General features: G+C 54.9%; 9 protein-coding genes and 1 pseudogene. 9 read left to right on the forward strand and 1 reads right to left on the reverse strand.

All coding sequences use genetic code 11. The features are described 5' to 3' along the window. Positions 1–24 precede the first annotated feature (24 nt). From HV796_RS18465 to HV796_RS18495, 7 genes are all read left to right on the forward strand, one after another. Positions 25–819 carry an ABC transporter permease gene (locus tag HV796_RS18465; RefSeq protein WP_175228017.1) on the forward strand — a complete coding sequence of 265 codons (795 nt, stop codon included), beginning with the start codon at positions 25–27 and terminating at the stop codon, positions 817–819. 122 nt (positions 820–941) lie between these two features. Beyond that, positions 942–1,982: a GDP-mannose 4,6-dehydratase gene (gene gmd / locus HV796_RS18470; protein ID WP_175227934.1), complete on the forward strand. Its 1,041-nt coding sequence runs from the start codon at positions 942–944 to the stop codon at positions 1,980–1,982. A gap of 6 nt (positions 1,983–1,988) precedes the next feature. Then, positions 1,989–2,867, forward strand: a complete 879-nt coding sequence (locus tag HV796_RS18475; RefSeq protein ID WP_175227935.1) for an NAD-dependent epimerase/dehydratase family protein — start codon at positions 1,989–1,991, stop codon at positions 2,865–2,867. A 186-nt stretch (positions 2,868–3,053) separates the two neighbouring features. Beyond that, positions 3,054–4,277, forward strand: a complete 1,224-nt coding sequence (locus HV796_RS18480) for an ABC transporter ATP-binding protein (RefSeq protein WP_175227936.1) — start codon at positions 3,054–3,056, stop codon at positions 4,275–4,277. A 22-nt stretch (positions 4,278–4,299) separates the two neighbouring features. Beyond that, entirely contained in the window at positions 4,300–5,655 is a 1,356-nt protein-coding gene (locus tag HV796_RS18485; protein ID WP_175227937.1) for a class I SAM-dependent methyltransferase, read from the forward strand. A 93-nt stretch (positions 5,656–5,748) separates the two neighbouring features. Then, positions 5,749–8,280 carry a glycosyltransferase family 4 protein gene (locus HV796_RS18490; RefSeq protein ID WP_175227938.1) on the forward strand — a complete coding sequence of 844 codons (2,532 nt, stop codon included), beginning with the start codon at positions 5,749–5,751 and terminating at the stop codon, positions 8,278–8,280. Positions 8,281–8,358: 78 nt separating this feature from the next. Continuing rightward, positions 8,359–9,333 (forward strand): class I SAM-dependent methyltransferase, encoded by a 975-nt coding sequence (locus HV796_RS18495; RefSeq protein WP_175227939.1) that lies wholly within the window; start codon positions 8,359–8,361, stop codon positions 9,331–9,333. Between the two features lie 99 nt (positions 9,334–9,432). On the opposite strand, the gene HV796_RS44180 is transcribed toward HV796_RS18495, so the two are convergent. Beyond that, on the reverse strand, positions 9,433–10,500 hold the full coding sequence (locus HV796_RS44180; RefSeq protein WP_246355919.1) for a hypothetical protein: 1,068 nt from the start codon (positions 10,498–10,500) through the stop codon (positions 9,433–9,435). A gap of 633 nt (positions 10,501–11,133) precedes the next feature. On the opposite strand from HV796_RS44180, the pseudogene istA reads away from it, so the two are divergent. Next, positions 11,134–11,781 (forward strand): annotated as a pseudogene (gene istA / locus HV796_RS18505) (IS21 family transposase); the annotation flags it as partial. Between the two features lie 66 nt (positions 11,782–11,847). After that, positions 11,848–12,935 (forward strand): IS3 family transposase gene (locus HV796_RS18510; RefSeq protein WP_175227940.1). Its coding sequence is split into 2 segments (ribosomal slippage): positions 11,848–12,109 and positions 12,109–12,935, totalling 1,089 coding nucleotides; the frame shifts between segments, so codons are not numbered across the junction. Positions 12,936–13,011 lie beyond the last annotated feature (76 nt).

The raw sequence follows: 13,011 nt of genomic DNA on the forward strand, positions 1-13,011 counted from the left end.
CGCGTTTTCGACCAAGGACCCGACTTGAGTGCATTATTTGGCGCCCTGATTCGTTACAGGGGTTTCATCGTTGGCAGTGTGAGGCGGGAATTTCAAACCCGCTATCGTACAAGCATGCTTGGTGCCGCTTGGTTGGTGCTGCAACCGCTCGCCATGATTCTCGTGTACACGGTCATTTTCGCGGAAGTCATGAAGTCGCGGATGCCCGGCGTTCAAAGCACGTTCGGCTACAGCATCTACTTGTGCGCAGGCATCCTTACTTGGGGTCTCTTTGCCGAAATCGTGTCACGCGGGCAAAACGTGTTTATCGAAAACGCGAATCTATTGAAGAAGCTCAGTTTTCCACGTATAGCTTTGCCCGTGATTGTCACGGTTTCCGCGTTGGTCAATTTCGCCATCATTTTCTCGCTCTTCACGCTCTTTCTGGTTTTGAGCGGCAACTTTCCGGGTATGCCGTTCATCGCGATGCTTCCGCTGCTTGTCGTGCAGATCATTTTCAGCATTGGCCTCGGTATTTCGATTGGCGTCCTCAATGTGTTTTTTCGCGACGTTGGTCAGTTCATGACCATTTTTCTGCAGTTCTGGTTCTGGTTCACCCCCATCGTCTATCCGTGGCACGCACTTCCGGAAAGGGCGAAGGCGTTTATCAAGTTCAATCCGATGGCGGATCTGGTGATGGGCTATCAGACGATTCTCGTGAATCGGGCGTGGCCCGATTGGACCGTCGTCTGGCCGGTACTCGTGGCCGGGATAGTGTTGTGCACGTTCGGCTTGTATCTGTTTCGACGGCATGCAGCCGAAATGGTTGACGAACTGTAAGAGGATTGTTTTCGCAGCTACTCTTCGGACGGAACCCGAGGGGGCGTCGGATATAATCGATCGAATTCGGCATTATCTGCCCGTGGCGTGCTCAACGCGCCCTCGGGGGCTTTCTCAAGGAGATGGAATTGACGAGCGCAGTTGTGACTGGCATTACTGGACAAGATGGGGCTTACCTTACGCAATTGCTGCTTGAGCACGGCTACGACGTCTACGGTACCTACCGGCGGACCAGCTCGGTCAACTTCTGGCGCCTTGAAGAGTTGGGCGTTCACAATCACCCGAAGCTTCATCTGATCGAACATGATCTGACGGACCTTGGCACGACGATTCGTCTTCTCGAGATGGCTCAGCCGAGGGAGATCTACAACCTTGCGGCGCAAAGTTTTGTCGGAGTGTCGTTCGAGCAGCCACGAACGACCGCTGAAATTACCGGTGTCGGCGCGTTGAACGTCCTTGAGGCGATTCGGATCGTCAACGACTCGATTCGCTTTTACCAGGCGTCCACGTCGGAGATGTTTGGTAAGGTGCAGGCCGTCCCGCAGAAGGAAGACACCCCGTTCTATCCTCGCAGTCCATATGGCGTTGCGAAGCTGTATGCCCACTGGATTACGGTGAACTATCGCGAGTCGTATAACATTTTCGGCTCGAGCGGCATTCTCTTTAATCACGAATCACCGTTGCGCGGGCGCGAATTCGTGACCCGCAAGATCACGGATTCGGTCGCGAAGATCTCGCTTGGCAAACTCGACGTCCTTGAACTCGGCAACCTGGATGCGAAGCGCGACTGGGGCTTTGCGAAGGAATACGTCGAAGGGATGTACAAGATGTTGCAGGTCGATGAGCCAGATACGTACGTGTTGGCAACGAACCGCACCGAGACCGTGCGTGATTTCGTGTCGATGGCGTTTCGTGCGACGGGCACGAGCGTCGAGTGGCGCGGCGACGGCGAGCGTGAGGAAGGGGTTGATCCGTCGAACGGCAAGGTGCTGGTTCGAGTTAACCCGAAGTTCTATCGTCCGGCTGAGGTCGATCTGCTGATCGGCGATGCTGCGAAGGCAAAAGAGAAGCTGGGCTGGCAACCGAAGACGTCGCTCGAGGATCTTTGCAAATTGATGGTCGAAGCGGATCTGCGCAGAAACAAGATTGGCTTTTCGTTCTGAGTTGCCATGCACCATGCCTTGATCACCGGTGCCCGTGGATTCACGGGGGCGTATATCGTCGATGAACTGGCGCGAGCGGGCTATCAGGTCGTCGGGACTTGTGCCGGCGAAACGCCGCAGGACGGAGAGCGTCAGCTCGACATCACGTCGCTGGCGGATTGCCGGAAGGTAATCGATGAGGTTCGTCCCCGATTCATCGTTCACCTGGCCGCGATTAGCTTCGTCGCGCACGACGTGCCGCTGGACATGTACCACGTCAACGTGATCGGCACGTTGAACCTGCTTCAGGCGTGCGCTGATGTCGGTCACCGGCCTGACAAGATTCTTATCACCAGCAGTGCGAATGTTTATGGTAACGCGGACGGTGTGATCGACGAGGGCGTCACCCCGATGCCGGTGAATCACTACGCGGCTAGCAAGCTTGCGATGGAGTGCCTGGTCAGGACCTGGTTCGACAGGTTGCCGATCGTGATAGTCCGGCCGTTTAACTACACGGGCAGAGGCCAGTCGGCGCGATTTCTGATTCCGAAGATCGTTACTCACTTTGTCGATCGCCGCCCCGTCATCGAATTGGGCAATCTCGATGTGGCGCGCGATTTCTCGGATGTGCGGACCGTGGCCCGTCTCTACAGGGCTCTACTCGAATCGAGCGCGGCATCGGAGATCGTCAATGTCTGCAGTGGGACGCCTCATACGCTGCAGGAGGTGCTGCAGATGGTGCGCGAGGCTTCTCGCCATGATCTTGAAGTTCGGGTGAACCCGGCGTTCGTTCGAGAAAACGAGGTGAAGATACTCGTGGGTTCGCCGAAGAAGTTGCAGATGATCGTACCCGACGTTCATCCGGTCGATATTCGTTCGACCATCGACTGGATGGTCAATGGTTGATGCCGTCATTGTCCTGTGGGCGACGATGCGCAGCGGGAAGGGTGGCGGTCTGTACAGAAGATCTGACAAGTAGCGCGGCGGTTGACTTCGCCGCGCAAGCGAGAGGACGCAGTGTGCCATAGCCGGGCGGTCATGGTGCCGTCGGCGATCTTGCGGACATGCACTCTATATGCGGATCAATATTACATGGGCAGTATCTCCGTACAAAAAGTTAGCAAGGCGTACAAACAGTATCCCTCGCGATTTGGCCGGCTTCTGGAGTGGCTTGCACCTGTACCGATTACCCGACACAAGACGAAGTGGGTATTGCAGGATGTGAGCTTCGACGTGAAGCAGGGGGAGGCGGTCGGTATTGTCGGGATCAATGGAGCTGGCAAGAGCACGCTCCTCAAGATGATCACCGGCACTACGCAGCCGACAAGTGGCACCATCGAGATGACGGGCCGCCTCGCTGCCATGCTTGAACTCGGTATGGGGTTCCATCCGGACTTCACCGGCCGCCAGAACGCCGTGATGGCGGGCCAACTGCTCGGTCATTCCATCGACGAAATCAATGCGAACATGAATGAGATCGAGTCGTTCGCCGAGATTGGCGATGCGATTGATCAGCCAGTGCGCGTGTATTCCAGCGGGATGCAGATGCGCCTCGCCTTCAGTGTGGCTACGTTTCGTCGTCCCGATATACTGATCATCGACGAAGCGTTGTCGGTCGGTGATGCCTATTTCCAGCACAAGAGCTTCGATCGTATCCGCACATTCCGTGAGGCTGGGACTACGCTGTTGATCGTCTCTCACGATAAGTCGTCGATTCAAGCGATTTGCGACCGGGCAATTCTCTTGAACGCTGGTCGGCTGATGAAAGAAGGTTCTCCTGAGGAGATTTTCGATTTTTACAATGCACTGCTTGCGGACAAGGAAGCAGCGTCAGTACGTCTGACGACCACAAGCGAAGGCAAAGCACAGACCGTCTCAGGGTCAGGTGAGGCATCGGTAGCTGGTATTCGTCTAAAGGATGCAAAGGGCATTGCTAGCGAGGTCGTCGACGTCGGTAGCGTCGCCACGCTGGAAATTGATGTTGCCGTCCATGCGGACATCGATGAGTTGGTGGTCGGTTACATGATCAAGGACCGGCTCGGTCAGCCTATTTTCGGCACTAATACTCATCATCTCGAGCGATCGGCGACCACTCTGAGAGCTGGTGATCGCATCCGATATCAGTTCACGTTTCCAATGAACCTAGGTGAGGGCTCGTATTCGATCGCGATAGCGTTGCATGCCGGGCAGTCACATGTGGGAAAGAACTATGAGTGGCGCGATCTCGCGGTGGTCTTCCAGGTAGTAAACATGTCTAGAAAAAAGTTCGTCGGTTGTGCCTGGCTCGAGCCGGAGTTCAACGCCGAACGTTACTAAAGACAGAAAGGCAGGGAACGCTATGGTTACGGATGATTTTTATCGCGCGCTCGAAGACCGCTTTCGTGGTAGTCGGGATGTCATAAAAAGACGGCAAAGTGTCTATTTGCCGTTTGTAGAGGCACTTGCGCCGCGTGTACAGAAAAAAATGCTGGATGTTGGTTGCGGCCGAGGTGAATGGTTGGAGTTGATGGCGGAACGGGGCGTTCCGGCCGAGGGGCTTGACCTGAACGAGGATTTCGTGAAGGCCGGCGTCGAGATGGGACTGTCGGTATTCAAAGCCGACGCCATGCAGCACTTGAAGACACAGGCCGATGGGTCCTATGCTTTGCTCAGCGCCTTTCATGTCGTAGAGCATCTTGGGTTTAATCAGCTGCTGGCATTTTTGAAAGAGGCTTACCGGGTTGTCGACGATGGCGGCGCGATATTGCTAGAGACGCCGAATCCGGCAAATCTGGTTGTGGGAGCGTGTACGTTTTACCTCGACCCGACGCACGAAAGACCCATTCCGTCGATTTTGCTGGCGTTTGCCGCGGAGTATTCAGGCTTCGCGCGTGCCATAGTTGTGCCGGTAAACAGAGGCGAAATCGACAACAGCTTGCAGCTTATGCCCGGTGAATTGCTGGGTGCAACAGTTATCAACAAAGTCGTGTCCGCACTAGATCAGAATTTGATGCAGGCGCCGGACTATGCGGTCATTGCATTCAAGAATCAGGATGCTGAGTTGATCAGGATCGCTGAGTCACTCGTGAGCGCTTCTCCACTGTCAGTCTCGAAGGACGAGGAGGAAGACGTGAATGCGTTGATAGAAAGAGTTGTTGAAGCTGAGAAGGAAGCTGTGCTCTGGAGGGAGAAGGCTTCGCATGCCGAAGAGGCTGCACGCCGGACGGAGCAGATATCGCTGGAAATGAAGGCGAGCGTCGAAGCGAGTGTGGCGAAGCGGATTGCGACAGGCCTCGCGGAGGCGCAGGCGCGCGCGGCGGCGGCAGAGGAGACTGCTATCCACGCGCAGCAGCAGGTCCAGGCACTGACTAGCAGCACGATCTGGCGTGCAACTCGGCCGATTCGAGCGGGCGTTAACGGGCTTAAGGCGATTGGTTTTTCGCGGACCGGACTCAAGCGTGTCGCGCGGCCGGTACTGGTCTATAGTGCAGCCTATTTGCGGGCGCATCCGGCGTTGAAGGAGCGCGTTGCAAGCATTATTGCTCGGCATCCTAAGCTCCGTGCACGACTGATTCGTGCTGCCGGCCAGGACGCGGTATTCGGTGCGGTGGCAAAGTCTGCGGTTGACGATATTGAGTCAGTCGACCAATTGACAGAGCAGGGAAGAGCCGTCTACCTGGACCTCATTCAATCGAAAAAAACTGACGACGAATAATCGACCACCATACTTCAAGACACTATGCGCATAGTTCTGGATTTGCAGGGTTGCCAGTCTGTCAGCAGGCTGCGCGGGATTGGACGGTATAGCATGGCGCTGGCGAGGGCTATCACGCGCAACGCGCGGGAACATGAAGTATGGATCGCACTTAACGACCTTTTTCCTGACTCGGTCGATACGATTCGGTATGCGTTCTCGGACTTACTGCCCGCAGATCGGATTGTTGTCTTTTCGCTGCCTAAGTTGACTCTGTTCCGCGGAATTGACGATTGGCGGACGCGAGCCGCAGAGATGATTCGGGAATACGCGCTAGCAGAGCTACAGCCGGATGTAGTTCATATAAGCTCTTTGTTCGAGGGCTACGTAGACAATTCGGTCACGTCGATCAAAACAGTGTATCCGGAGATACTCACTGCTGTAACGCTATACGATCTGATTCCATATCTGAATCCCGATAAGTACCTGACGGATGCAGGCTTCAGACGGCACTATTTGGGAAAGATTGAGGCGCTGAAACGAGCAGACATTCTTCTTGGCATCTCGGCCTATTGCGGCCAGGAAGCTGCGCAGGAACTAAACATTCCGTGCGAACGGATTACCAATATTTCATCCGCGGTATCAGACGCATTCAAGACGATCAAATTCTCTGAAGGAGAGCGGTTGGAGATTCTTGAACGCTTTGGCATTAGTCGACCCTTCGTGATGACTACAGGTATCGTTGAGCCTCGCAAAAATCTTGAAGGTCTGATCGTCGCCTACTCAAGGCTGCCCCAGAACTTGCGGCAGCAATACCAGCTTTTGATGGTGTGTCAGGCTACGGAGTCGAATTCGTTGCGACTACGCCGTTTGGCCAGCTCCTGTGGAATGGCCTTAGACGAATTAATTCTAGCGCCGTACGTAACTGATCGGGACCTGATTGCTCTCTACAACCTATGTCACCTATTCGTGTTTCCTTCACTGCACGAAGGGTTTGGTTTGCCGGCGCTCGAGGCGATGGCATGCGGGGCCGCAGTAGTCGGTTCCGCGACCACGAGCATTCCCGAGGTAATTTGTAGACAGGATTCGCTATTCGATCCACTCGACACCGCCCAAATGGCGGCCGTAATGCAGCGCGCTCTGGCTGACGATTCATTTTGGCGGTCCTTGCGTGGCGATGCGATCGAGCGTGCACGCAAATTTTCTTGGGACGCAACTGGGCAACGTGCACTGAGTGCATTTGAGCGAGCATATGAAACTCGTTGTGCAGCCAAAGAAGTGCCTCTGGGGGAGTTGCGCGCACCTAGGATCATGATTGAAAGCAAGCGAGAGTCAGCAGCGGATATTCGTTACAACCATCTGATCAAGTCCCTAAGATCGATCGGCTTGGCGTCGGGTGAGACAGATTTAATGTCGACTGCGAATGCAATTGCAGCGAATCAGCGCTCTGGGCGCGTTCCGCAACTGTTCATAGATGTCTCGGTTTTGTGCGAACATGATGCGAAATCGGGCATTCAGCGGGTCACACGTTCTATCTTGCTGCAATTGCTCGAATCTCCACCGGCCGGTTGGCATGTGCGCCCTGCCAGGTTGGACCGTAGTGTCATGGCGTATCGCTATGCCAATGAGTTTTGGCGAACGATTGGTGTGGGTTCGGCGGCGGCGGACGACTCCGACGAGTGGCTGGATAGTCAGCAAGGCGATATATTCCTCGGTCTCGATCTTGTTGCAGACTGTGTACCTCTGGCCGAGCAATGGTTTGCCAATCAACGGCGTCGCGGGTTGAAGATTTATTTTGTGGTCTACGATCTGCTCCCCGTTAAACACCCCGATTGGTTTCCCGAAGTCATAGCGTCATGTTTTCCGCCATGGCTAAAGACGATATCCAAAGTTTCTGACGGGCTGATCGGAATTTCGCGGGCAGTTACCGATGACCTGCGGGTCTGGATTGATACTAACGCCATCGAACGTCTGCAACACTTGAACTTGGGGTTCTTTCACTTGGGTGCGGATATCGAAAGCAGTCAGCCCTCGAAAGGGATGCCTCTCGACGCGGAGTCAACGCTGCAAAAACTGCGCTCCAAACCCACGGTCCTGATGGTGGGCACGGTAGAGCCTCGCAAAGGGCACATTCAAGCTGTCGCTGCTTTTGAAAGGCTGTGGGCTTCGGGCGTGGAAGTCAACCTTGCGATAGTTGGAAAAGCAGGGTGGCGGGTGGATTCCTTTGCGAAGGTGCTGGAGCAACATCCGGAAAGTGGCAGGCGTTTATTCTGGTTGCAAGGAGTTAGTGACGAATATCTTGACCATGTTTACGGAGCCGTAAGTTGCCTGCTGACAGCATCCAATGGTGAAGGATTTGGACTACCGCTTATCGAGGCCGCACAGAAGGGACTTCCCATCATCACGCGCGACCTTCCGGTTTTTCGGGAAGTCGCAGCTGATCACGCGTTTTATTTCGAAGGGGACTCAGCCGCAGTCTTGGCAAATGCACTTCGGGAGTGGCTTGAGTTGAATGCTATAGGCCGAGCGCCAGTTTCGTCAGGCATGCATTGGCTAACATGGGCTGAAAGTGCGGAACAGATCAAGAATGTGGTGCTGGCCGGCAATTGGTATCAGAAGTGGGCTCCGTTGGAAGTCGGCGCGTAACATCAAAGAACGACAACGAATTTGTTCACCGATTGTGCGGTGTATTCGATCTAAACAATGTTTTTTAGGGAGGGAGATATGTTTCTGAAGCGACGCAAGGGGGATAGTTCACATGAGACATTGAGCGGGCGTGTCACGCCAGACAGTTCAACGTATTCGCTCGACTCTTTCCCGTTGCGCGTACCATTGCCGCTGCCAGAAGGGGTGCAACGAGAAGAACTGTTCGACTGGCTAACGAGCGTGCGTGTTGAGGACGCTCCGGAGTCGATATCAAGTTACTGCATTCAGGACTTCGAGCGATTTGTCCACACATTTGGGCTCGTTCGGCGGGCGGTTTCGGGGGCGACCAAGCCGATCGTCGGGCTTGAACTCGGCGCTAACCCGTATTTCACTACGATGTTGGTGAGTCATTTCACAACCGTCGAATGGAGGCTGGCAAACTACTTTGGCCCAAACTTCGCGAATAGGACGGCATCGCAACGAGTATTTTTCAGACAGTTCCGTAATCCTGAAGTTAAGCAAGACGTAGAATTCAAATTTTCACATTTCAACATCGAAGAAGACGAGTTCCCATTCGAATCGGGCTCGCTCGATGTGGTTTTGTTTTGCGAGATCATCGAGCACCTTCTAAACGACCCGTGTCGCGTGTTGAGAGAAATAAGACGGGTTCTCCGCGATAACGGGACACTGGTACTCACGACGCCGAACGTAAGTCGGATTGAGAATGTCGCACGCATGATTGTGGGCACAAACGTGAATGATGCATACAGCGCGTTCGGTCCATATGGTCGCCACAACCGAGAATACAACAAACACGAACTGTACACTTTACTGAACTACTTGGGCTTTGAGGTGGAGGAGATATTTTCGTCTGACGTCCATTACAACAACACAGACGCCCACCTAAACACGTCGGCCTTCGCGAATCTGATTGAGTATCGTAAGCACGACCTCGGCCAATACATTTTCATCAGAGCAAAAAAGAATGGCGTTGACGGAGGCAAAAAGCCCGAATGGCTTTACCGCTCTTACGATCCGTCGGAGACGGACTAAAATAGGAGACCATTAGCACATGTTAGCGGGGCATGGTTAGAAAATGTACGCTCCTGATCCCATGGTGGAGATAGGAGCGCCCGCGCCGCGAAAACGGTGTCATGCTTTTTTGCGTACAACGATTCCCGCTGATGTGGTCACGTGTCGTCCAAATTTGATCTTTAGATGAGGTGCGTCTGCGTACGGAGGAAGGTCAACATGGAAATCGAGGAAGTGTGAATCCGGCGCGACGATGAACGGTTGCACGTCGTGGCCTGCATCTCGCAGGCGTGAGACAAGGTTCTCCATGTCTTTGCGGCGGTAGAGAACCGTGTGACCTTCGTCGATCGTGTCGTCGTTAGATGACAAATTGAACTCAGTTGTATGAACGGCAACACCTCCGCGCTTCAATGTCTTTTCGACGCTGTTGATCACAAACTCCAGTCCCGCTTCGAGGGAGCCCAAATGCTCGAAGCTGCAGCAGGACCAAGTGAAGTCAAAGTCCGCCAAATCGTCCGGGATGGCATTCATGTCGCAGAAGCGATGCTTTACATTCGCGGCGAAGATGGCGTCTGAAACGATCGCGGGGTATTTCAGTTGAGAAAGGTTGTCGCTATGCTGCCCTGTCGCGGTCCAACCGCTCGACGCCCCAATTTCTGGTGGGGCATCTGTTGCAAGCACGGTCGTACCATGACTCGCGAACACGGCGGGTAGGCGTTCTTGACCGACACCAAATCCTATTCCACGACTCCCCTCTATAAGCACCCCCGCACATTTGAGATGGTGATACACGAAAATCCATTCCCAAAGCTTTCGATGAAACTGAAGTCCGTGGTCCAAAACTCCGCAGATTTCGGCATATCGAGGGTGCAAAAAATCCGCAGCGCTGCAAGTCGAGTATGGCATGAAGGGCTTATCAGCTGACCAGTGCGATGGCAGCGGCAAATAGAGGTGTTCACGCAACGCGGTGGAAATTCGGTTATCGATGGATTCTTCCAAAGCCTTGATCTGCTGGCGCAGGGATTCAATTTCTCCGTCTGCCGTTTGTGGCGGTGAGATTGACGGTGGCGACGTTTGCGACGCCATGTTTTTTTGGCGAAGGACTTCCGAGAGCGTTTGATTGATATTCAAAAGGGCGGAGTACGCATGGTTCAGTTGGCGAAACGGCGTAAACTGCTTAAGTACCATGTGGTCGCTCCGATAACAGACATGTCAACAAGGTAGTGTGTGCCTTTCTTGCAACAAACCGTTGCGCGAGCAGCGCACGGTCTAGTGCATTGACCAGATTTTACCAAATCCTTCAAAGCAACAGGTATTTTGGGAAGACGTGTCAAAGGCACTACGAAGATTGGAAGATCTCTTGACCGGAAAAAGGTCCCAAGACTAGAGTGAGCGCGATGATAGCCACATGGCGTGTTGTATCGCACCGAAATCGCAGCAACGTGCGTAGTGCCTCCTTGAACGGAAAACAACCACCACCATGCTGCTGTTGTGCGTACATGAATGTAAGCGCCCGTGACCTGCCCCGGAATTTTCGGACCAGCTGAAACTTGAGAGAATGGCTTCCAACGGAGAAAAGGAAGTCATGAAGAAGAGCCGGTTTACCGAAGAGCAGATGGTCACGATCCTGCGGGAGGCGGATAAGACGCCGATTGCCGAGGTGGTGTCAGCGTCGGATAGATACTCCCCACTTTCGTCGAAGTAATTTTCCCCAGTTTTTTATCTGACGGCGCCGCGCTAGCGGCGCCGTCCTGTCGATCACCGACCATATCGCCCTTCGAGTCCGTCGCGGGGGTATCGGTGGTCGAGCTGGGAGAAGTGATGACGATTCTGGAATTGCACCGGCAGGGGCTGAGTATCTCGGCCATCGCCGCTCGACTCGGTATGGATCGCAAGACGGTTCGCAAATACATCAGGAACGGCGTACAGGTGCCGCGTTATGGTCCGCGTGCGCCGCGGCCGTGTGTAGTGGACCATTTCGCCAGTTACGTGACCGAACGCGTGCGTGAGTTTCCCGATTTGAGCGTTGAGCGTCTGCTACGGGAGGTTCGGGCGATGGGTTATGTGGGCGGTCGCACGGCGCTGGGCGACCTGGTTCGCGAAGTGCGGCCGCCACGACAACGCGGCTTCGAGGTCCGCTTCGAGACACCTGCCGGTCACCAGGCCCAGGTGGACTTCGCGCACTTCAATGTTGAATTCGATGACGTCCCGGGCCAGCGCCGCTCGATCTGGCTGTTCTCGATCGTGCTGGGGCACAGCCGTTACCTGTGGGGCCGCTTCGTCGAGCATCAGGACCTGCAGACGGTGCTGCGCTGTCACATGGAAGCGTTCGGGCACCTGGGCGGCGTGCCGCGAGAGATTCTTTACGACCGGATGAAGACCGCTGTGCTCGGTGAGGTAGAGAAGCACATCGTCTACAACGCGAAGCTGGTCGCGTTTGCACAGCATTACGGTTTTGCACCACGTGCCTGGGTAATCCGCCCGTCCAGTAAGCGAGATCAGAAGTAGAATTTCCAGCAAAGGGAGTTCTACGCAATGAAGAAGTCGAAGTTCACAGACAGCCAGATCATGGATGCGCTCAAGCGAGCGGAGTCGGGCGTCGCCGTACCGGAGATCTGCCGCGAGTTGGGCATCAGCACGGCGACCTTCTACAACTGGCGCGGCAAGTACGGCGGCATGGACGTGTCGCTGATGGCTCGCATGAAGGAGCTCGAGGCGGAGAACGCGCGGCTGCGCAAGATGTACGTCGAAGAGAAGATCAAGGCCGAAATCGTCGCGGAGGCGCTGGCAAAAAAAGACTGAGGCCATCTACCCGCCGCGAGATGGCCAGAGACGCAGTAGCACGCCGGGGCATATCGATCCGGCTTGCGTGCGAGGCATTCGGCATCAGCCAGACGTGCTACCGCTATGAGCGGTTGCGAAATGAAGAGAATGAGCAGATCGCCGACTGGCTGCTGAAGCTGACCGACAATCACCGCAACTGGGGCTTCGGCCTGTGTTTCCTGTACCTGCGCAACGTAAAGGGCTTCGGTTGGAACCACAAGCGTGTGTACCGGATTTACCGGGAGCTCGAGCTGAACCTGCGCATCAGGCCTCGCAAGCGGCTTGTACGGCAGGCGCCGCAGCCACTGGTGGTGCCGGTGTCAGTGAATGCGGTGTGGTCGATGGACTTCATGCACGACCAGTTAAAGGACGGTCGCAGTATCCGGCTGCTCAACGTGATCGACGATTTCAACCGCGAAGCGCTGGGCATCGAGATTGACTTCTCGCTACCCTCGGCGCGCGTCATACGGGCTCTGGATCAGATCATCGGCTGGCGTGGAAAGCCGATGGCGATACGGTGCGATAACGGCCCGGAGTATCTCAGTGAAGCGATCACGCAATGGGCAATGACGAACGGTATCGCGCTGAACTACATCCAGCCGGGCAGGCCGCAGCAGAACGCGTACGTGGAGCGATTCAACCGGACGGTGCGATATGAATGGCTGTCGCAGTACTACTGGGATGATCTTGCACATGTGCAGGACTTCGCGACCGAATGGATGTGGCAATACAATCACGAGTGCCCCAACATGGGCCTTGGCGGCGTGACGCCGAAACAGCGGCTCGCGGCCGCAGCATAGTCTCTACTTCTGTCTTGCGTTAAAAGCGGGGGGATTACCATTCGGTGGAACCGTTTTGCTGTAGTCTCACTTTCGG

The organism is Paraburkholderia humisilvae (genome assembly GCF_902859855.1).
In the GTDB taxonomy this organism is placed as follows: Bacteria; Pseudomonadota; Gammaproteobacteria; order Burkholderiales; family Burkholderiaceae; genus Paraburkholderia; species Paraburkholderia humisilvae.